The 23,168-nt window shown below is 44.7% G+C and carries 15 protein-coding genes; 9 read left to right on the top strand and 6 right to left on the bottom strand.

Going from position 1 to position 23,168, the window contains the following annotated elements; translation table 11 throughout:
• Positions 1 to 30: 30 nt before the first annotated feature.
• The 4 genes from I6E84_RS06895 (at position 31) to nfsB (ending at position 3,963) form a co-directional block, all read left to right on the top strand.
• Complete coding sequence (locus tag I6E84_RS06895) at positions 31 to 999, top strand: hypothetical protein (RefSeq protein WP_197217075.1); 969 nt, start codon at positions 31 to 33, stop codon at positions 997 to 999.
• Between the two features lie 251 nt (positions 1,000 to 1,250).
• The gene (locus I6E84_RS06890; protein WP_197217073.1) at positions 1,251 to 2,147 is read left to right on the top strand and encodes an SDR family NAD(P)-dependent oxidoreductase; all 897 of its coding nucleotides are present in this window, start codon (positions 1,251 to 1,253) and stop codon (positions 2,145 to 2,147) included.
• A 42-nt stretch (positions 2,148 to 2,189) separates the two neighbouring features.
• Positions 2,190 to 3,242: a zinc-binding alcohol dehydrogenase family protein gene (locus I6E84_RS06885; RefSeq protein ID WP_197217071.1), complete on the top strand. Its 1,053-nt coding sequence runs from the start codon at positions 2,190 to 2,192 to the stop codon at positions 3,240 to 3,242.
• A 64-nt stretch (positions 3,243 to 3,306) separates the two neighbouring features.
• A complete protein-coding gene (gene nfsB / locus I6E84_RS06880) occupies positions 3,307 to 3,963 on the top strand; it encodes an oxygen-insensitive NAD(P)H nitroreductase (protein ID WP_197217069.1) in 657 nt (218 codons plus the stop codon).
• A gap of 198 nt (positions 3,964 to 4,161) precedes the next feature.
• Here nfsB and I6E84_RS06875 read toward each other — a convergent pair whose 3' ends face one another.
• A complete protein-coding gene (locus I6E84_RS06875; RefSeq protein ID WP_197217068.1) occupies positions 4,162 to 5,298 on the bottom strand; it encodes a M14-type cytosolic carboxypeptidase in 1,137 nt (378 codons plus the stop codon).
• A 552-nt stretch (positions 5,299 to 5,850) separates the two neighbouring features.
• Between I6E84_RS06875 and I6E84_RS06870 the strand changes: the two genes are divergently transcribed.
• From I6E84_RS06870 to I6E84_RS06855, 4 genes are all read left to right on the top strand, one after another.
• Positions 5,851 to 6,111: a hypothetical protein gene (locus I6E84_RS06870; protein WP_197217066.1), complete on the top strand. Its 261-nt coding sequence runs from the start codon at positions 5,851 to 5,853 to the stop codon at positions 6,109 to 6,111.
• 90 nt (positions 6,112 to 6,201) lie between these two features.
• Complete coding sequence (locus I6E84_RS06865) at positions 6,202 to 6,771, top strand: c-type cytochrome (protein ID WP_197217064.1); 570 nt, start codon at positions 6,202 to 6,204, stop codon at positions 6,769 to 6,771.
• 326 nt (positions 6,772 to 7,097) lie between these two features.
• On the top strand, positions 7,098 to 8,798 hold the full coding sequence (locus I6E84_RS06860; RefSeq protein ID WP_320158633.1) for a copper resistance system multicopper oxidase: 1,701 nt from the start codon (positions 7,098 to 7,100) through the stop codon (positions 8,796 to 8,798).
• Positions 8,799 to 8,823: 25 nt separating this feature from the next.
• Positions 8,824 to 10,032: a copper resistance protein B gene (locus I6E84_RS06855; RefSeq protein WP_197217062.1), complete on the top strand. Its 1,209-nt coding sequence runs from the start codon at positions 8,824 to 8,826 to the stop codon at positions 10,030 to 10,032.
• A gap of 77 nt (positions 10,033 to 10,109) precedes the next feature.
• Here the strand turns inward: I6E84_RS06855 and cobA are convergent, their stop codons facing one another.
• The 5 genes from cobA to I6E84_RS06830 form a co-directional block, all read right to left on the bottom strand.
• On the bottom strand, positions 10,110 to 11,021 hold the full coding sequence (cobA, locus tag I6E84_RS06850; protein ID WP_197217060.1) for a uroporphyrinogen-III C-methyltransferase: 912 nt from the start codon (positions 11,019 to 11,021) through the stop codon (positions 10,110 to 10,112).
• A 157-nt stretch (positions 11,022 to 11,178) separates the two neighbouring features.
• Positions 11,179 to 14,670, bottom strand: coding sequence for a nitrate reductase (locus tag I6E84_RS06845; protein WP_197217058.1), 3,492 nt, complete (start codon positions 14,668 to 14,670; stop codon positions 11,179 to 11,181).
• Positions 14,667 to 16,145 carry an NAD(P)/FAD-dependent oxidoreductase gene (locus tag I6E84_RS06840; RefSeq protein ID WP_227681338.1) on the bottom strand — a complete coding sequence of 493 codons (1,479 nt, stop codon included), beginning with the start codon at positions 16,143 to 16,145 and terminating at the stop codon, positions 14,667 to 14,669. The genes I6E84_RS06845 and I6E84_RS06840 overlap by 4 nt, the downstream gene beginning before the upstream one ends.
• A gap of 52 nt (positions 16,146 to 16,197) precedes the next feature.
• A complete protein-coding gene (locus tag I6E84_RS06835) occupies positions 16,198 to 18,318 on the bottom strand; it encodes a protein kinase domain-containing protein (protein ID WP_320158632.1) in 2,121 nt (706 codons plus the stop codon).
• 16 nt (positions 18,319 to 18,334) lie between these two features.
• Positions 18,335 to 19,924 carry a NarK family nitrate/nitrite MFS transporter gene (locus I6E84_RS06830; protein ID WP_339343417.1) on the bottom strand — a complete coding sequence of 530 codons (1,590 nt, stop codon included), beginning with the start codon at positions 19,922 to 19,924 and terminating at the stop codon, positions 18,335 to 18,337.
• A gap of 560 nt (positions 19,925 to 20,484) precedes the next feature.
• On the opposite strand from I6E84_RS06830, the gene nirB reads away from it, so the two are divergent.
• Positions 20,485 to 23,085 (top strand): nitrite reductase large subunit NirB, encoded by a 2,601-nt coding sequence (gene nirB / locus I6E84_RS06825; RefSeq protein ID WP_197217056.1) that lies wholly within the window; start codon positions 20,485 to 20,487, stop codon positions 23,083 to 23,085.
• The last annotated feature ends 83 nt before the right edge of the window (positions 23,086 to 23,168 follow it).

Raw genomic sequence — 23,168 nt, 5'->3', positions numbered from 1 at the left:
AAGATCTACCCCTACATTTGGAGACTCATTATGCACACTATCGAACAGCCTGACACTGCTCTCAACACCGCACTCAACACTGAGCAAAGCGATCACGTAAGCCCACTACAGCAAGCGCGCAACTTAAAACTGCCTTCAAAATCAGACATGCTAAGACGTGCGCCTTCAGTAGAGCATTTCTGGCATCAAAATAGTCAGTTATTTGAGCAGGCATGGACAGAATGGGAAACCATTCAGACGGAATTGCCCGTACTTGATGACTCATTATTTGACCCAACACTACGTGACGCTGTGACACAAGCGTGGAAGACACCTGAGACAGAAATGGCGGTAAAAGATTTGTGGCAAGAGATTTTACCTGGTGTCTACCAAGGGCAGTTTTTTGACCCGACACAACTGTCTCAGCTTCGTCGTTATTTACAAGCCGTGGCAGATGCCAATATTCCAATACGTCCGCCTTATGGTATTGCGTTAAATCGCAATGGAGCGATGCTGGATGCACGATCGACAGGTTATATCGCCGCGCCCCATTTTCAGGCGTTTTATCATGAGATCATGAATCGCTATGTGCGGCCCATCGCTCGCTTACTGTTTGCAGATGTTTATGGCTACGACACTCAAACCTTTGGGTTTTCGATTCAATATCAGCCCACAGGTGACACATCGCTGCAACTCCATACTGATGCATCGGCAGTGACGATAAATATCAACTTAAATTTGATAGCTGAACCCTTTACAGGGTCAGAAGTCGATTTTGTCGATCGCCATTTAGGGCAGACCAAACAAGCCATCTTCGAGCCTGGTATGGCAATTATTCACCGAGGTAATGTGCCGCACGTAGCCCATCCTATTACCAGTGGCACACGCACAAACATGGTGCTTTGGCTGTATGGCGATAATATGCAAGTACCGCGTGGTGTCGGGCTACATAGTGATATTGATGCCAATCAACGATGGACAGTGCCACACAGTCAACCCGATCGTTTTGCACCATTCTAGAGTTCGTTTATCAGTCGATTGCTAGTTGATGAGTAGCAGCTGATTAATCTAATTGATCCGCTATCTGTAGATAACACCTTACTCAGTAGATACTCAAACACATATGACTTTCAAAAAAATATTGAAAGTGTTTTCCCTTGTCGCTACTGGTCGCAGGTAATCAGATTGATTATTATAAACCATGATCGAAAACATCGAATAAATAACACGGCTTTAAAATAAACCGCTTTAAAAATAAATAGGAACAAAAAATGAAAAAGACTATTTTAATCACAGGCAGTACCGATGGTATTGGTAAATTAGCCGCTATCAAACTCGCACAACTAGGCCACAACATCTATCTGCATGGTAGAGATACCGATAAGCTTACCGATGTGGTTGCAGAAGTCAAAGAAGCTGCGACCCAAGCCAATCAACAAATAGACGTTGATGGCTTCGTGGCGGACTTTGCTCAGCTCACTGATGTTAAAAGCATGGCAGACGCTGTTATAAACAAGTTCACCGCAGCGGGCTTGCACTTAGATGTGCTAATCAATAACGCAGGCGTGTTTAAAGTAGCAAATACCCAAACCCCAGAAGGGTTTGATGTGCGCTTTGTGGTGAACTACTTTGCCCCTTACTTATTGACTCAAGCATTGTTGCCTATAATGCGTGCACCAGAGGTTAATGACTCTAAAAATACACCTAGCGACAGCCTACCTGCTCGTATTGTCAATTTGAGCTCGGCGGCGCAGCAAACGGTATCACCGCAAGCTTTAGCAGGACAAAAGGGTTTAAGCGATCAAGATGCCTATGCGCAAAGCAAACTGGCGTTAACCATGTGGAGCATGGCTTTGTCTGAACAGGTCGCTGCTAATGATATCAACGTAATCGCCGTCAATCCTGGCTCATTACTCAATACCCGTATGGCAAACGATGCTTACGGACAGCACTGGTCATCTGCTGATAAAGGGGCTGATATTTTGGTCGCATTGGCAGCGGACGATGAGTTTGCTCATCAAACTGGTCGATATTTTGATAATGATATTAGAGGCAAGCATGGCGATGAACGGGGCGAGTTTGGCACACCGCATAGCGATGCCTTGAATAAAACAGCCATAGCCAAACTCATGCAACAGACTCAAGAAATATTGACGCCCACACTATAACTTTTATTCCATACCCATAAACAAACATTTAGGACTACGACTATGAAAGCAATCGGATATCAAGACAACTTACCTATTAGTAACGAGCTGGCATTACAAGACATTACTATCGACAAACCAGTGGCATCGGGCCGTGATATTTTGGTCGAAGTAAAAGCTATATCAGTCAATCCTGTGGATTACAAAATCCGTGAAGCCAGACCTGCCGCAGAAGGTGAGTTTGCCATTATTGGTTGGGATGCAGCAGGCGTAATCACAGCCGTTGGCGATGAGGTTAGCTTGTTTTCAGTAGGCGACCGTGTCTACTACGCCGGCGATTTGACTCGCTCAGGTAGCAATGCTGAGTATCAATTGGTTGATGAGCGTATTGTCGGACACATGCCTAAGTCGTTGTCATTTCATGAGGCTGCTGCCCTACCCCTAACTACTATCACCGCGTGGGAGATGTTGTTTGATCGCTTGCAAGTACCTGTTGCCCCTAGCGAAAATACTGATGATACAAACACGACTGAGAATCGCCCGTCTGTATTGGTGGTTGGCGCAGCAGGTGGCGTGGGTTCAATCATGACTCAGTTGCTAAAAACCAGAACGCAAGCTGTCATTATTGGTACGGCATCACGAGATGAGAGCGTCAAGTGGCTAAAAACGCTAGGCGCAGATTATGTGATTAATCATCACAATCCGTTGTCAGATGAGCTGCAAAAAACAGGCATTACCGAAGTAGATTATGTGGTGAGCCTTAACAACACCGAAGATCATTATGCTGAAATCATCAAATGCCTAAAACCTCAAGGCAAATTGGGGCTCATTGATGACCCTAAAACCCTAGATGCCAACGCATTGAAACCAAAAAGCTTGAGCCTACATTGGGAATTTATGTTTGCCCGCTCAATGTTCAACACGCCTGACATGATTGAGCAGCATCGCTTGTTAAACCAAGTAGCCACCATGATTGACGCCGGTCAACTAAAAACCACCGTGGCTCATGAGCTGGGTGCCATCACTGCTAGCAATTTGCGCCGCGCTCATCAAATGCTAGAAAACAGAGAAGCCCATGGTAAAATCGTACTTGAAGGCTGGTCTAATAACGCTTAGAACAACAACACACTCATATCAAAAGCTGGCTAAAAACTGAAGCCAGCTGTACTTAAGGACTATTATGAAAACCATTAATGAAGCACTACACTGGCGTTACAGCACCAAAATATTTGATGCAAGCAAAAAAATATCTATCGAGGACTTTGAGCAAATAAAAGACCTATTGCAAATGAGTCCATCAAGCACCAATATTCAGCCATGGCACTTTGTGATTGCAGATGATGACGCAGGCAAAGCACGTATTGCCAAAAGCACTCAAGAGGCCTTTCCTTTTAATACGCCTAAAGTACTAGATGCCTCACATGTAGTGGTTTTCTGTACTCGTATCTATGCGGATGATGAATATTTGCAGTCTGTGTTAGACAAAGAAGATCAAGATGGTCGTTATGCCCAGCCAGAATTCAAAGCACAGATGCATCAAGGTCGCCAATCATTTTTAGACATGCATCGATTCGATAACAAAGACGAGCCGCATTGGCTTGCCAAACAAGTATATCTCAGCATGGGCGGAGCACTATTGGGCGCGGCGCTATTAGGGATTGATACTGTACCGATGGAAGGTGTTGACTTACAGGCACTTAATACAGAGTTCGACTTACGTAGCAAGGGCTATTCTGCCGTGGCAGTAGTATCGTTTGGCTACCGTAGCGATGAAGATTTCAATGCCAAGATACCTAAATCACGCTTGAGTGAAGACGTTATTTTTACTAAGGCCTAGTGTCTGTTAAACATTCAAACCATTACGACCGCTCATGCATAATGGTGAAAGGGTTGTTCTGCCGATATATTGGCAGAACAACCCTTTTTTTTGTCAGTCGCTAATTTATATAGTCAGAGAACATAGTAAGAGAACTAAGCCATGTCATCATTTTAAAAATAGTAATAACAATGAGATTATTCGCCGCTAAGATCTTTATTAACGCAAATCATCCACCACGGCAAGTATTGCCACTAACGACGCTTCACCTAATTTAGCAGAGCGCTCCGGTGACCAACCCATCTCATCATCAGGCAGATTATCATTGTCTTTAAATGGCATCTCCAAGGTATTGGCAAGGCAGTCAAAATATTCAGCCACCCAGTTGGTTGCAACCGTCATATTGGCAGCACTCGGTGCATCAATCTCATAGCCAACTTCAGACTGGAAGTCAGCACTGGCAAGTTTTAACACGTCTGAAAATCTATCTCGCAGTGTGGCCAATCTGTCGTTATAACTTGGCGTCCCTTGAGAGCCAGCAAGGAATACGTACGGCAATGCCTCGTCACCATGCACGTCATAAAAAAGATCAACGCCAGTTTCTTTCATCTTATTAATCACATGAAATACTTCAGGGCTTTTCTCTAAGCTTGGGCTTTCCCATTCACGGTTTAGATTAGTCCCTACCGCATTGGTACGCAAGTGCCCGCGCACGCTACCGTCGGGGTTCATATTGGGCACAATATAGACGTTCGCTTTACCCAATAATGACTTAGCTGTGGCATTGTCGCTGTCTAATAAGCCATATAACAAACCCTCGACCAACCATTCAGCCATCGTTTCACCTGGATGCTGACGGGCGGTAATCCATATATTGCGTTTATTGACATCGCTATTGCTGTCATCACCAATTTTAACTAAGGTCAGATCGTGCTTATCAAGCGTTTCCCCTAAATGCTCTAACGTTACCAATGGATGGGTCTGTACCGCAGCAAGCAAATCTTGATGACGCTCATAGCTGTAGGGCGCAAAATAAGCAATTTGAATGGTTTCGCATTCTAACTCTGCCACGATGGTTAATTTGCCCTCTTTATAAGAAGTTGGTAGACGAAACCACTGCTGACGGTCATAAGACGCAACCGCTTGGTAATTCTCCCACCCTTCCAAATAAGACGCCTCTCCTGCATTCATGATATTGAGAATATACTGCTCTCCTATCTGGCCGGACAGACGAAAATTAAACCACTGAAAAAACTCTTCGCCAACGTCTGGACGAATCGCTAATTTAATGTCTTTTTTATCGTCTAAATTAATAATATCAATATTACCTGCATCGAAATTAGCCGTGATATGCATAGTCTTTCCTTAATAAATTATTATAGTTGTGCCCTAAAAAGCATGTAGTCAATCCTCTATAAATTGGATACGGTGTCAGTCTCGCTTAGTCTACTAATTGTAGTACTTTCACTCGGCTTCCTCGTATCCAAATTATATTGAACCGACTATATAAAGATGTAATAGAGTGCGCCAGCCTGTTTCGCTCTAGCAATGCCATCAAATAGTTTACTTCCAATCGCTTAGTTCTACCAGTTAGATAACGTATTCGTCGCTATTTCTAACCCAAATACTAAACAACCATTTTCAGACTGACCTTATCACCCAATGACTGCATGACTGCTTCTAATTTGATTTAACGCTGTCACTCTATCTCTTTTTGGTCATGGCAAATTCTTTTTCAAGTTATAAATTTACCAAGCCCACTACGCTTTTAGCATCGCTCAGAATCTGCAAGATGACAATATTGTCATTTTGCAGTCATGCTCCTGTCAGAAACTTTTATTTATACTTTAGACAGATTCAATAACTTCAACTATCAATACTATTATCAAACCAAAAAAAGGATTAATTATGTGGTTATCTAAATCAATCGTAGCATCCGCTATTGCCTTAGTCGTTTCAACCTCTGCTATGGCACATGATCCAAAAATGCATGCTGAAAAAGATCAGATGAATTGTGAAAAAATGGAAAAGCACATGCAGATGATGGAAAAAATGGATCATAGCAAGATGGATATGAACGATCCATCAATGAAAGCAATGATGGCCAATATGGAAAAAATGAAAGCGATGTATAAAAAACACTGTGTTACCAATAACAGCGCTTCTTAAGAAATAACTTTGTTCAACACTCATCATGACTTAGTCGATTTTATTCATTAGATAGTGGTGAGTGACAAAATAGTTTTTTTGGATGAACGTATGAAATTTTTATTGGGCGTAGTATTCACTATTGTAGCCATTGTAATTGGTATTTTTGTTGTTATCACAAGTGGTATCGTCAACGTTGGTGCTGATCAGAAACACAGTCCAATCGTCTACAACTTATTAGAAACCGCTCGCAATCGCTCAATTCAATGGGCAAGTAAAGATATCCTGGTTCCAGATTTAGAAAAGGTAGAAATGATAAGCTCAGGTGGCGCAGACTATAAAGATATGTGTGCAGGCTGTCATCTATCACCCGGTATCACAAGTACAGACTTGAGTAACAACCTCTATCCGAAACCGCCAAACTTTACCAATGTAGATATCGTTGAGCGCTACCAAAGTGAGGCTGGTGCAAGACAAGGATTTTGGGCCATCAAACACGGTATTATGGCTTCTGGAATGCCCGCTTGGGGCGCCTCTCATGATGATGACAGAATGTGGGCGATGGTGGCTTTTATCAGAGAATTACCCAAACTGAATACGGATCAATATACGATGTTGACCACTAGATTCGATGACGAGATATTAGATATGTCACTCACTGACGCGACTATGGCACACTGAGCAACATAGATTAAAACCTCTGTTGCTTTGACCATACACAGAGTCAAATCTGTTAGATATAAGAACTCTAAATACAAGACTTCTAAGTGCAAGGTCTCTAAGTACAGAGTCTCTAAGTAAAAAGCTGCTAAATAAAAAATGTCTATGCCTTATAAAGTGACGCAGCTTAACAAGGCTGGCTCAACAGCTATTTATGCAATCATTGAATCGCCGCAGTATCAGATATATTTTGATTGACGGCTAAGATAGCTCATTCTGTTCTATTAATGAGCCAACAGTTATATGAACTCAACTCCCATTTCACGGATTAAGTTAGGTGAATTATTATGAACAAAAATATGCTTAACCGCAGGCGTTTCTTAACAGGGTCTTCTACTTTGTTAGGGGCATCCATGCTATCTACGCTGCCGTCTATTGCCAATAGTGCGCTCGGTAAAGGGCAACAAAATGTAACCGTCAACAGTGATAAATCTGACCATATCGTACCCATCTTAACTGGCAACGAGTTTGACCTTTATGTCAGCAAAAAGCCCGTTATCGTCAATGGCAAGTCGAGTATGGCAACACTGATTAATGACTCATTGCCAGCACCAACGCTAAAGATGCGTGAAGGCGATACAGTCATCATCCGTGTTCATAATAAAATGGATGAATCAACCTCTATCCATTGGCATGGTTTGCTCGTTCCATTTGAGATGGATGGTGTGCCAGGTATCAGCTTCGATGGTATTCCTGCGAACAGCACCTTTACCTATACATTCAAACTTAAACAATCAGGCACCTATTGGTATCACTCACACAGTGGGTTCCAAGAACAAACCGGTATGCTGGGTGCCATTGTGATTGAGCCAAAAGGCCGTGAGCGTCATCCAGTCGCTGAAGACCACGTTATTGTGCTCAGTGATTGGACACACCGCGATCCGCATAATCTCTTGAAACTCTTAAAGCAGCGTGCTGACTTTGATAACTACCACTTGCCAGACTTCAAAAAGCTATTGTCTGATATTGCCGCAACAGATCTAGAAGCCGCTCATGATAAGCGCAAAATGTGGAATAAGATGCGCATGATGCCAACGGATTTCACCGATTTGTCTGGTGAAAAAACTTTTACGTATCTGATGAATGGTAAGACCACAGCAGCCAATTGGACACAGCTAGTGAAAGCGGGACAGCCCGTCAAACTACGCTTTATCAACGCCTCAGCACAGACGATATTTGATGTGCGTATACCGGGTCTCAAAATGACTGTGGTGGCAACAGATGGTATTGACGTCGCACCTGTCGATATTGATGATTTCCGTATTGGCGTAGCTGAGACCTATGATGTCATCGTCACGCCTACTCAAGACGCGCATACCATATTTGCCCAAAACATTGATCGTTCAGGCTATGTCTCGACCACGCTTGCAACCAAAAAAGGTGCTCGTGCCGCAATACCTGCTATGGATAAGATCGAATGGCTAACCATGGCCGATATGATGGGTGCGATGGGTGCTGATGGTTATAAAGCAAAGCACGCCAAAACAGAGTATGACTTCAAATCTGATATGCGTGTCGACAGTCCACGTATGAACCTCGATGACCCCGGTATTAACCTGCGTAATATCAATCGTGACGTGCTGAATTATAGTCAGCTACGCTCTGTCGATGAGGCAATATTTGCAGAGCAGCGCAAACCTACTAGAGAGATCGAGCTACATTTAACAGGTAACATGGAGCGCTATATTTGGGCGTTAGATGGTGTCATGTTTAAGGATGCAACCCCTGTCAATATTAAGCCTAACGAGCGCGTACGTATTACCTTAGTCAATGACACTATGATGAATCACCCTATGCACTTACATGGTATGTGGAGTGATTTGCGCACGCCATCTGGAGACTTTCAGGTACGTAAACATACGATTGTGGTGCAACCTGCGCAAAAGATTAGCTTTGATGTGACGGGTGAATTTGGGCGATGGGCGTGGCATTGCCATCTGCTTTATCACATGGAAGCTGGTATGTTCCGAGAAGTTGCCGTTGTTTAACAAACCTTCAAATATGAGGCTTATTATGAAAATATCTAAGAAAAATCTGCCATTTATTGGTTTGTCATCGCTAGTCTTGCTCACATCCTCTTTTGCAACAGCTGCTGAGATGTCTGATATGGATCATAGCGGCATGGATATATCAGGTGATATGTCTGGTATGGATCATAGTGGCATGGATATGTCAGGTGATATGTCTGATATGGATCACAGTGGTATGGACATGTCGGGCGATATGTCTGATATGGATCACAGCAGCATGGATATGTCTGGTATGGATCATAGTGGCATGGATATGTCAGGTGATATGTCTGATATGGATCATAGCAGCATGGATATGTCGGGCGATATGTCTGATATGGATCACAGTGGCATGGATATGTCAGGTGATATGTCTGATATGAATCACAGTGGCATGGATATGTCAGGTGATATGTCTGATATGGATCATAGCAGCATGGATATGTCAGGTGATATGTCTGGTATGGATCACAGTGGCATGGATATGTCTGGTATGCAAGGGGGGCAGCCACCAGCCGATGCTCGCAGTCCAGACTATTCAAATGGGGTTCCCTACGGACAGTATGGTAAGCCAATGATGATGGGCAGCATGCCATTATGGGGAGTGTCAGTAGACGACTTGGGCTATCAGTTTGATGAAGACCAAATCAACTTTGAGGCGACGGGTTGGTACGGTACTGATAGCAATCGTATAAGACTACGCACGGAAGGTAGTGCTCAGACTAAAGATGATAAAGAAATAGATAGCTTGAGCTCGCTTGCTTATTGGAAACCACTGAGCATTTTTTGGAATGGTGAAGCTGGTGTCGCTTACGATACTGAAAACGATAACGCTGCAGTGATGGCAGGTATTGTCGGCACCGCGCCTTATTTCATCGAAACCGATGCGAGAGCCTACTTATATACCGATGGTCAACTTCGTCTTGATTTAGGTGCAGAATACGAATGGCGTTTGGATCAGCACTGGGTGGTCATACCGGAGGTGGGGTTGACTGCCTTTAGTAAAGACGACCATGATAATGGTATTACCAAGGGCTTTAATGAGATGGAAGCTGAGATTAGGCTGACTTACGAGATGTTCAGTCGCCAGCTAGCTCCTTATGTGGGTGTTAGTTATGAGACAGTGCTTGGCAAGGCTCGTGGTCAACGGCGTCAAGAAGATGAATCGATTGATAGCAGTAGTTTGACTGCGGGGGTCAAATTCTGGTTTTAGCTTTCTGCTCGTTTTAACCCAGTATGAGATGATTAGCTGTAGACACTTTTAGTATTTTTTACTAGGCGTGCTTCAACTTACACAACACTCTCAAGACTGGGTGCTAAACCTTCACTATCTATGACTTCATTCACATCTATAAATGACGTTTTATCCAGATTGCCAAGATTGTAGCCTGCAAACTCATGATATAAAGCGACCACATCACCCATGATTAAAAGTGCAGGTGTTGGCAGTTTTGCTTCAGCTTGCCGATCAGCGATATCACTTAATGTACCGATAAGTACCTGCTGCGTTGGCATACTGGCATGGCTAATAATGGCAAAAGGCGTCTCACTGTCGCGCCCACTTGCTATCAACCCTTGTGTCATCTCATGCAAACGGTGCAAACCCATGTAAAACACAACTGTCTGGCTGCTGTCCATTAGCTCACTATAATCATTATTAGGCGCGCCATTTTTTTTGCAAGCAGTGACAAACTTGACCGACTGAGCATGGTCACGGTGCGTTAGTGGAATCCCTGCACGGCTAGCAGCAGCACTTGCGGCAGTGATACCTGGAATAGACTCAAAATGAATGCCATGACGCACCACTTCCTGTAGCTCCTCACCACCACGTCCAAAAATAAAGGGGTCGCCACCTTTTAAACGAACCACTATCTTGCCTGCCAGCGCGTGTTTGACCAGTAGCTCATTAATGCTTTCTTGTGGCAATGCATGGTTGGCGCGGCGCTTACCAACGAATATTTTTTCAGCCGTAGTCGCGCACATATCCAAAATATCTTCAGACACCAGACTGTCATACAACACCACCTCTGCACGCTGCATCACTCGCCACGCTTTTAAGGTTAAGAGTTCAGGGTCACCAGATCCTGCGCCAATCAGATGCACAGTGCCTCTTTTGGTGCAAGTTTGCACGTTTTCTGCGCAGTGTTGACCCATTAGCTGATAGGTCTCATGCGTTGAGGTAGCGGCAGATATATTGGTCATGATGGTGACTCCTGATAACAGCGTGAATACAGCAAAATGGGCAACCAAAAGCAAAGTTGTGAATAAACCCCTACTCTAAAATAGCTTATTGTTCATAACACAACACTCAACCAGTAATTGCATATAAAAGGTTGCAAGCGACGTGCCACACGACTATCTAAGCTTGCGCCAAGGGGGCACATTCTGCGATTAATGCATTGATTTGCCCCACGCAAGAGCCACAATTGATACCTGCTCGGCACTGCTTACCCACTGCCGTCGCACTAGTACAACCATGCTGTGTGATAGCGTTGAGAATGGTGTTTTTTCCAACTGACATACATGAGCACACTAAAGGTCCTGGATCGACATAACCGCTGGCAGGACGCCCCGCTAGCAACCATTTATATCGTTGATTGACAGGTATTTGACTGGTATCCATAAAGCAGCTATCGAGCCAGCGTACACTCGGTAATTGTTTTTGCGTTGGGGCAACATAAACAGCCATAATCAGTTGTGTACTGGGCTTTTCATCATCAGATACTTGACGATTTATAGCAGGGTTATTTGAGTCTATCTCAGGTGCAGATTGCGTCACAATAAAACGCAATTGATTCTGTACATTATCGACCGTAAACGCCGTATGCATGACATGCTCTTGAGAGTTTGGCTGTGATAATGATTGCATAGATGCTATAAACTGCTGCCAAAACTCGGGGCACGCTAAGGTACTGCTAGCCTCCACCATCGGGCTAGCGAGATTGATCAAGACGCTGTTACTTTGATGACTCAAACTCCAAGTGAGTGCAGGTAGTGCCTCTGACAAAATATTATTTGAATGTATCTCACATTTTGTTTCAGACAATTCTTTCTCTGACACTTTGGCAGAAAAATTGGCCAAAATAGTACGTAATTGCACTATAACGGCGTCTTGCCACTCAGGATGCACCAAAATCTTGCCAAATGATTGCATAGGAACGGGCGTGACACTAATCGCCGAATTTTTGAGCTCTGGCTGCCCTGAATGCGGATCGACGACAGTCGGAATAATGGGACCTACACGAGCGAAGCTAGCAAAAGCATTGCTCCAATGCATGGGCATAAATGCATCACCAACGCGCAACGTATTGCTAATGGCAACTTGCGCCATCACGGTACTCGCTGGCTTATTACTATCTTTAGCCGTGCTCATCGCGATATCACTGACTATGCCATCACTGGTCACGCCGTTCTCATAGCTTTCATACTTTCCGTAGTTTTCATACCTACGATGCAGTTGCACAAAGTCATTGTCTTGAACACCTAGCTGCCGTGCATCATTAGGATGTATGGTCAGAGTCGGTACTGGCTGATGTTGATTTAACTGCGGTGCAAGGCCAGTACGAGTCATGGTATGCCATTGATCACGCAGCCTGCCCGTAATCAGGCGTAAATGAATCGCTTGGCTTTCAGATTGATTATCATGCTCAAGCTCTTGTTTAGAGGGCGATTGATTCTCACCAATCGGTTGAGGGGGATTCCTTCTTTGACGTCGATGCACATTGGCTATGCTCGCTTCATTAGAGGGCGTAATAGCGATTAACTGTGCCTTAGTAATAGTAGCAGCGGAATTAATGATCTCGTTTTCTAAAGGTTTTATCTTATCAATCATAGAGATACGCGTGCCACCCCATTGAAATGGTAACAGCTCTTCGTATGCTTGCTGACTGAGTGCGATTGGCTGATGTGCTTGATTGCGGTTCTGATTAATATGCTGGCTAATATGTTGTTGAGCAGGTTTATCGGCTGGCACCTCATCTGTCATTAAAGCAGACAAGTCTTTGCTAAGATTCAGGTAGCGAGGATAGGTCTTATTAGAATTGGATGGGCTTTGGTTGTGCGTATTGCCATAAGCGGTCAATGCCACATGCTCATTAAATATCTCACTTGGGTGTTGGTAATCAAATTCCGTTAACCCCATGCGTGTGGCAACTTGAGACAGTATCCACCAATCTGGTTTGGCAAGCCCTGCTGCAGGCATTAATGTCCGCTGTCGAGAGATGCGCCGTTCAGAGTTGGTGACCGTTCCAGATTTTTCGCCCCACCCTTGAGCAGGCAATACAATATCGGCACACTTCACCGTATCACTGTCTACCGAGCAATCAGAGACAATCACCAAATCACATGCAGCAAGCGCTTGGCGAAAATTATCAGCATCTGGCAAACTGACTACAGGGTTAGTGGCCATAATCCAAATGGCCTTGATACGACCATCCAATATGGCAGCGGCAGCATCGCAGGCTTTCACACCCACGTTTGGGGAGATAGTCTGAGGCGACTGCCAAAAATCTGCCACAAGCTGCCGGTGATCGGCATTTTCTAGTTCTAAATGCGCCGCCAACAAATTAGCAAGGGCGCCTACTTCTCGTCCACCCATTGCATTAGGCTGTCCAGTGAGTGAAAACGGACTGGCCCCTACTTTGCCCACACGCCCTGTGAACAAATGAGTGTTGATAATGGCGTTGACCTTATCGGTTCCGCTTTGCGATTGGTTGACGCCCATACTAAAGGCAGTGACTGTTTTATCAGTGGCGGCAACGCATTCATAGAACTGGAGGATACTTTCCGCAGACACTTGACAAGCACTGGCGACTTTATCAATGCTCCATGCTTTGGCCGCATTTACCGCATCATCAACGCCCAAGCTTTGGCTAACATATTCATCATTCTGGCAACCCTGCTGATCTAGGTAATGCAACAACCCATTATATAAATGTGTATCCGTGCCCGCAGCAATTGGTAAATGCAAATCGGCAAACTCGCAAGAGTCCGTACGGCGCGGATCTATCACAATCAGTTTTTTATTAGGATTGGCTTTTTTGGCGGCTAAAAATCGACCAAACAAAATAGGATGGCACCATGCCATATTGGAGCCTACCAGCACTAATAAATCACAAGCCTCTAAATCCTCGTAATTACCCGACACAAGGTCTGCGCCAAACGCGCGTTTGTGCCCAGCTACTGCGGATGACATGCACAGCCGAGAGTTGGAGTCGATGTTATTATTACCGATAAACCCTTTTATAAATTTATTGGCGACGTAATAGTCTTCAGTCAGTAATTGACCTGAGACATAAAACATAATGCTGTCTCGCCCGTATTTGGCGATGGTGTCATTTAAACGACTGGCTACGTCATCTAAAACGGTGTCCCAGTCTATCTGCTCTATCAGTGGCTTGTCAGATAGGTTTCTAGCATTAAAATTATTATCCAATTGCATAGGCTGATGCTGTTGCATGACTGCTTGCTTGTTTTGATAATATGGCTCGGTCAAGCGGCGTGCGGTGCCCAATGTTTGTGCCAGCGCACTCCCTTTTGAGCACAATTTACCAAAGTTAGCCGGATGTTCAGGATCTCCTTTGACGCTCAGCACCTCTGTTGCATTCACGCTCGCTAACACACCGCATCCCACACCGCAATAAGGGCACGTCGTGCGGATAGTAGTGATCGAGCTATTAATCAAATTACCATTAGATAACGACGGTGCTTTTTCTGTATTTTTGGCGGCGCTTATGTCACGTGTTTCAATGACGTGGCCTGTCGTTTTTTGTACGCTATTAGGTAGGTTGTTCGATTTATTAGCTGACACTACTTTGCTAGCAGCAGATTGATTGGCGGTAGCATCATTCATAATGCATCCTCTAACAGTTCGGCCACTTTATGATGATTGACGTTCTTGTCTGTATCATTAAATTCTACATCTACTTCCGTAGTTAGCGAATTGTTAAGCGTAATTTCGTCCAAATGACAATATGCTTCGCCAAATATGAGTGTGTCTTTGATGGGCGTAATATCAACATTATCTATAATCAACTGACTGTAAAAGCTACCGTCGCTGGTGTCCCCATAAAGTACAGCGCCAATGAGTTTGTTTTCTTTGAGGTACAGACAATGATAATGGTTTAAGTCAGGCTGACGATATACGAGGGTCTCAACAGTATCAGCGGCTTCGTCATCAAAAGCGATTTGTCCTGCAGAAAATGCCGACATACCAGATACTTTCAATTTTAATGACAGCGGTTTACTTACAAAAGGAACCCAGTGATCTGGCACGGTGGCTTTGCCATCTATCACATTTATATCGTTTTCTATCAAGTCATCTTTTAAAACCGTGACCAACGTATCCACTTGCTGATTGACCGGCGCCACCATTCCAAATAGCTCGCCCTCTCGCTCTATACACTCACCAATGGCATAAACATTGGGACAACTGGTGTGCATAAAATTATCGACCACAATACCGCGATTAACCTCAAGCCCGCTTTGTTTGGCAAGCGCTGTATTGGGTATCACACCCACTGCCATCACGATAAAATCGGCCGCTAGCGTATGCCCGTCCTTTAAAGACAATCCGCATACTTCTCCTGCATCATTCATCTCAATGGCCTCAGTATGGGCAGAAACTGCGAGATCAACCCCTCGGCGACTGAGCTCAGCTTGCAAAAGCTCGGCCGCTGGCAGGTCTAGTTGGCGATTGAGTACATAACCGTCCATATGAATGACCGTCATGCTCGCGCCCTGTGCCGCTAACGCGCAGGCAGCTTCCAATCCCAGTACGCCACCGCCAATCACCAACCCCGTTTTTCCTTGACGGGCATAGTCCATCAGAACGGTCACATCGGCAAGGTCTCGAAACACATGCACGCCCTTAGCTGTGTGATTGGGGAATGGAATGACTCGGGCAGTTGATCCTGTGGCCATTACTAACTTGGTATAGTTGAGTGTTTGCCCATCATCTAGCTCAATACACTGGCACTTGGTATCTATTGTCTCTACCGCAACCCCAGCCAGTACGGTGATACCCAGCTGCTCATACTCTGAGTTGTCATATAAATAAGTATCTTCAAACGCTGTGTCGCCAGCCAATACTGGTGACAACATAATTCGGTTATAGCCCACGTGCGGCTCTTTACTGATTAACGTAATTGGCAAACGGGATTTATCATCATTCGATTGTGTGCGAGCAAGCTCAATGGCAAAGCGACTGCCTGCCATGCCCGCCCCGATAATAACGATGCCAGCGTTTTGTTGATGTTCTGATGCTAAGGTGTGAGTGTTGGTATGAGTATCTACCCTAGTGGAGGCTTGCGACATAGATAGCGACATAAACAGAAAATTCCTTAGCCGCGCGGAGCAGCATTGAATGCAAAACAGCGTGTCATGAAAAGTACGCCAACAACAATAAAATGATGACAAACTCTATGAAGCAAATGCCATGCCATACCAGTAGAGGGTTACGCTTAATGAGGGGTTCTGGGTCACGGCTATGTGCCTTATTATCGGGGTTAAAATCCTGTAAAAACTCACCAATGGCTTGATAGCGCGCGTTGGTGTTGACATGCAGCGCACGCATGAGTGCCTGTTGGCTGGCGTCAGGTACGTTCTGCTGCCGTAGCGGCTGCGCGGGCATTAGTAATGTTTGATTTGGCATCATTAGTGTTTGGGTATTAAATGGCAATTGCCCCGTCAGCAATTCATAGCCAATCACTGCAATCGAGAACAAGTCAGAATGCACGCCTTTTGGTGCATCGGTGTAATATTCTGGTGCAGCATAGTGCAAATCACCATTTGGTGGTCGAGTGCTGTCTTTTAAGATATAGGAACTGGCGGAACCAAAATCAATCAGTTTAACGGCGCCAGATTTGGTTAAAAGGATGTTTTCGGGTTTGATGTCTTGATGCAACAGATAGTTGCGATGCATGACTCGAACCGCCATGCCAATTTTGGTGAGTAAATCAAAGGTTTGCCACACATCACAAGGCGCATGACGATCCATAAAGTCCCGTAAACTCTCACCAGCGATATATTCAGTCAAATGATATAAGTATGTGGTACTCGCTGGCACCGGATAGTATCGCAGCAGCCCCGACTCACTGAGGCCAGAACCCACGTTATGACCAATATTGTTGGATGCAGGACTGATAGGCAATCGATTGGGGTCAGCTTGATTGTAAGCCGACTCGCCCGCGCGGCGATGTTTTGATAGGCTCAAACCAATTTTACGTTCTTTTAAAAAATCACGCAGATAATGGCCATCGGCCACAGAGTCTAAACTGGGCGATTTTAAGACAAAGTCGCGGTTGTATTCATCTTGTACCCAGTACACATGACTGCGAGCTGTGCGGGCAATGATACCAATCACAGTAAAGCCGTCAATATGATCGCCTATCTGTAAGTCGGTTGGCAACTGGTAGCGATTCACATCATGTATGACCGTATCCAGATTATCAAAGTCAATGCCATTCAAATGACCAATACCCTTAACGCCATTGATAGAAGTAAAATGGGCTGACCGTGTGTTCATACTCAGCATAACCATGCTTAGATTGTCATGACTGCCTGCACTAAAGGCTTGCTCGCACACGGCTTGACTGGTATTGAAACCTAGCGGTAATTTGTGTGTGGTTGCCATCAACTGAAATATATCAGTCGCACTGCTGCACAGCTCAAATTGCAACTCTGTGGGCTCTATATGCTCATAAACCCCATCTGTCATGATAGCCAAACACTCGTTTTGATGAAGGGTAAATACCGATTGTTGTAGCTCTAACTGGCTATCTGCGCCGATAGCTGCAGCAAGCGCTCCTTTGTCTTGGCCACGATGAACGCGGTGATCTTTGCTCAATACTGTCAGACAATCTACCCCAACGCGGTATATTCGAGAGTCGCCTGTATGAAACAGGTGAATACGGTCACCGATACAGAGCAAGCCTGATAACGTAGATAACAACGGCGGCACCCGTTGATACGCTTGAGGAAAATATAGGATATCGTTGGCTTTGTTGACTGCTGTTTTGATGAGACTAGCGACTTGATCGTCGTCAAAACTGATGGATGACGTCTCATCTTGTGAGTGTGCCAGTGCGGTCAACCCCAATGTTATTTTGTGAGCAATAGTATTGACCACTAGTCGACTTGCCTGTTTTGGAAACTGGCAAGCACTGACCCCATCTGCCATGAGCACCAATAACGGGGCTGATGAGGGTGGGTAGGATCTTGCGTGAGATATTGAGCGATTGGCACTAGATGATTCTTCACCTGAACATCGATAGGGCAAGCAGGTGGTAATAAGTACACTGTCTTGATTTTCCGTCTTGCGACCTGCCATAGTGAAAAAATCAAGCCACCATAATGCAGTGCTATCATCAATATCCTTACTGTCACCAGTTTCATCAATAGCAACAAACTGACATGACCCTGTTGATGACGAATTATTGATATTAGCTACCGTCTCATCCGCATTTTGACTATTGTTTCTATTGGCGTGTGCTATCGTCATCTGTCTTCACCCCGTACTATCTATGACTCACTTGTATTTCGGCAAATGTACCATCTGGCATTTCTTCAATAATGATGCCTTCTGGCTCTTTTAAGAAAAACAAAGCAAAGAATCCAGCCACTGCTGTCGCGGCAATCACAAAGAAAAACACCTGATAAGACACCAGACTCAGCACCGTTAAATACACCACTGATCCAACATTACCATACGCACCTGTCATCCCTGCAAACTGCCCTGTCATGCTGCGTTTGATCAGAGGAATTACTGCAAACACTGCACCTTCACCAGCTTGTACAAAGAAGGAGCAAAACATCGTAATTAATAGCGCCAATGCAAGTGGCCACGTTGAGTCAAGGAAGCCCATCAACAGATACCCGATGGCCAAACCAGCTGTCAAAATCAACAAAGTTATTTTGCGACCAAACTTATCACTGAGCCAACCGCCGCCTGGACGTGACATGAGGTTCATAAAGGCATAGCTCGATGCCAATACCCCTGCCATCACAATCGATAAACTAAAAGTTTCTTGATAAAACAAAGGTAGCATCGACACGACGGCAAGCTCTGAGCCGAACGTAGCAAAATACAAAATATTTAAGATACCTACTTGCTTAAAATCATAACGATGCGCCACTGGTACAGGTGTGGTGAAAACCTCTTTATTAAAGCGGTAGCTACTGATGAACTCGTAAACATACAGTATCGCAAGGCCAATATAGACCATAGTGACACTAGACTGGCTCAGTAAGCTCACACCATCAGGTGATAGTTTCCATGCCAATAATGCCAATGCCAAATACATAGGCAGTTTAAAAACCATCATTAACCAAAAATCACCCGATGACGTCACCATCATGGCACCTGATTTTTTGGGTTTAAAATAAGTAGCCCCTTTGGGTGTATTACGCGCCATCTTATAAAAAATGATGCTATAAAGTGCCATCACGACCCCTGATGTGGCTGTTGCATAACGCCACCCTTCATCACCACCGAAAACTGCTGCTGCACCAATCGCTATAGTTGGTAATAACAATGCCGCTGCTGCCGAGCCAAAATTACCCCAACCGCCATAGATACCTTCAGCCGTCCCCAATTCATTGGTTGGAAACCAATCACTCATCAAACGAATACCCACCACAAAACCTGCACCCACAAAACCCAGTAAAAACCGAGACAGCGCCAAGGTGTTGTAATCCTGCGCGAACGCAAAGGTAAAACAAGGAATAGCGCCAATGGCTAAAATGGCGGTATATACAATGCGAGGGCCAAAACGGTCTGTCAGCATCCCGATAATCACACGGGCAGGAATGGTCAATGCTACGTTTAAAATGAGTAACGTTTTGATTTGGTCTTTACTCAGATTGAGTGTTTCTCCAATCGCTGATAAAAATGGTGCATGGTTGAACCATACAAAAAAGGTAAGGAAAAATGCCATCCAACCTAAATGAAGGATTTTATTTTTACCCGTAAATGACAAAACATTAAGCTTGTCTTTACTAGGTGCAACGGGGGCTGATGATGACATAGGCAACTTCCTCAAATGATTAACTTCAGGGTTCTGACAACGTACTAAAGGTACTAAGTGTTCAAAAAATGCAGTATTCAAATATGATAAGTAGCAATGTTTCAGGCGGTGCAATGGTTATGCCAGTTATTTGTGTACGCTGCCAAATCTGTATAAAGACCAACGCTTATTGAGTCTCTAGGCGCCTTTACTGGCGGGTCTATAACCATCATCACACCTGACGCTTATGCTAATAAAGCATTAACACAGCAGGTTTAAAACACTCCATCAGCCTCCCTTATAAACAGCAATAACATCCAACGTGGGGCACAGCAGTATCTATTTTGGTGCATTAACTTCTGACATTGCAGTCGGCAACAACGGTATCTATCCTGATTTTTGGTAAGTAATGGAGCTAGCCATACTCACGTAAAAACCTTTGTACATAAGCGACTGGTCCTGATAAAGCATACCTTTCTATCTAATAGCAACGCGCAAAAACTCAGTCAATCAAAGTGCCATGGCATGATTATTGAATGCTCTGTAATAGTAGGTATTAAATGCTGTTTATCAGCTGTTGTTGAGAAACGAAACCGTTTATAGCGTGATAAAAAAATAAACGATGACCGTATCCAACCAGCCCCATTACTAAGGACAGACGCATGAGTAGCACTGCATTGAGCACAGAAAGTAAAGGCAATTTGGTGGTGATTGGCAACGGTATGGTCGGTCATCACTTTATTGAACGAGCAATTGAGCAAGGACTACACCAGCAATTTGACATTCATGTATTTGCTGAAGAAGACCGCCCTGCTTATGACCGTGTTTATTTGTCGAGCTATTTTGAACATAAAGATGCCAGTAAGCTGAACCTAGTAGATTTAACAGCTTATGAATTATCAAAAGTTAATTTGCATTTGAATCAGTGCATTGTAAATATCGATTCGGCCAGTCAGCGTATTACTACTGAGGCAGGCGAGATTATTGAATACTCTGAGTTGGTGCTAGCGACTGGTTCATATCCTTTTGTGCCGCCCATCCCAGGCCGCGAGCATCCGCATTGCCACGTATACCGAACCATTGCGGATTTAGATGAGATTTTAGCGATTGCTGAGCTGCCCACTGTTAAAAAAGGCGTGGTGGTTGGTGGTGGCTTACTGGGGCTTGAGGCCGCAAAAGCGCTCGTGACGCTAGGGCTTGATACTTATGTGGTCGAGTTCGCGCCGCAATTGATGGGCGTTCAGCTCGATGCCGCTGGCGGTGAGATTTTAAAGCGAAAAATAGAAGCACTGGGTGTCAAAGTGCTGACGGGGAAAAATACCAAAGAGATTCTGTCTAATACTGCGCCGAACTCTGATGATACCAACGGTGATGATCAACATTTAACCATGGAGTTTACAGATGGCACCTCTCTAACGACCGATATGATTGTGTTTAGCGCTGGTATTAGACCGCAAGATGGCCTTATTAAAAACAACCCAGAATGCGGTATCGAAATGGGCGGGCGTGGTGGTATTTTGATCAATGAGCAATGTCGCACCAATGCCGATCATGTTTACGCCGTAGGCGAATGCGCAGTATGGGACAACAAAGTATTTGGCTTGGTGGCTCCCGGCTACAATATGGCCAGTATCTGTGCCGCGCAAATTGCTGGTGATAGCAAGCAGATATTTACGGGTGCTGACATGAGCACCAAGTTAAAACTGATGGGTGTTGATGTGGGTAGTATTGGCGATGCACATGGCACGAGTGACGGCAGTTTAAGCTATCTGTATCAAAATCCTGCTGAGGGCATCTATAAAAAACTGGTCACCACACCTGATAACAAACGCTTGCTTGGTGCTGTATTGGTAGGCGACACCGAAGACTATAACAACTTACTGCAATTGTATTTAAATGATATTGACCTACCTGCACACCCAGAAAGCCTGATATTACCCAATGTTGAAAAACCCGTAATGGGCATCGACAATCTGCCAGATACCGCCACGATCTGCTCTTGTTATAATGTGACCAAAGGTGCTATCTGTTCGGCTGTCGAAAACGGCGCATACTCCGTCAGCGATGTAAAAACCATGACCAGTGCCGGTAGTGGCTGTGGTGGCTGCGCCCCTATGGTCAAAGATACGGTCAGCTATCAACTCACCGCCATGGGCTTTGAAGTAAACAATGACTTGTGTGAGCACTTTGCGTACTCTCGTCAAGATTTATATAGCCTGATTCGCGTGCACGGTATCAAAACCTTTGATGAATTACTGACTGAACATGGTAGCGGTCATGGTTGTGAGATATGTAAACCGACGGTCGCCTCTATTTTGGCATCGTGCTGGAATGACTATGTACTCAAAACCGAGCTGACACCACTACAGGACAGTAACGATTACTACTTAGGTAATATACAAAAAGACGGCACTTATTCCGTCGTACCGCGTGTGCCGGGCGGTGAAATTACCGCAGACAAGCTCATCGTACTGGGTCAAGTAGCGAAGCAGTTTAATTTGTACACCAAAATCACTGGTGGGATGCGGGTCGATCTGTTTGGCGCACGCATGGAGCAATTGCCTGATATTTGGACGCAACTGGTGCAAGCAGGCTTTGAGACTGGCCATGCCTATGGTAAATCCTTACGTACCGTGAAATCTTGTATCGGTAATAACTGGTGCCGCTACGGCGTCGATGACAGTATTGGCCTCGCCTTGAGATTAGAAGATCGTTATAAAGGCGTGCGCTCACCGCACAAAATAAAGATGGGTGTGTCGGGTTGTATGCGCGAATGTGCTGAGGCGCAAAGTAAAGACTTTGGCATGATTGCGACTGAAAATGGCTGGAATTTATTTGTCTGCGGTAATGGCGGTATTACCCCGCGTCATGGTGAGCTGTTCGCCACTGATCTGGATACCGAAACCATGGTCAAATACATCGACCGCATCATTATGTTCTATATCAAAACAGCGGACAAGCTACAGCGCACCTCAAAGTGGCGTGAAAGCTTAGATGGCGGGCTTGATTATCTAAAAGCCGTCATTATTGAAGACAGTTTGGGCATAGCAGATGAGCTCGAAGCACAAATGCAATTGTTGGTCGACAATTACGTGTGTGAGTGGGCAGCGACGATTAACGACACCGAAAAACTCAAACGTTTCCGTCATTTTGTAAACAGTGAGCAAGGCGATGAGAATGTCGTTTTCGTGACCGATCGTGAACAGATTCGCCCAGCGACTGATGCGGAAAAAGCAACCATCAACCTGGTTGAACTGGCTTAGCCAATGATGAGTGCCTTGTTTGTTATCACAACAAACAAGGTGCTATTTTTTCCACTCATGTTTTTAGACTCATTTTTCTAAAA

The organism is Psychrobacter sp. SCQQ22 (assembly GCF_015864605.1).
GTDB lineage: Bacteria > Pseudomonadota > Gammaproteobacteria > Pseudomonadales > Moraxellaceae > Psychrobacter > Psychrobacter fozii.
This window is presented reverse-complemented; position numbering and strand designations above follow the sequence as displayed.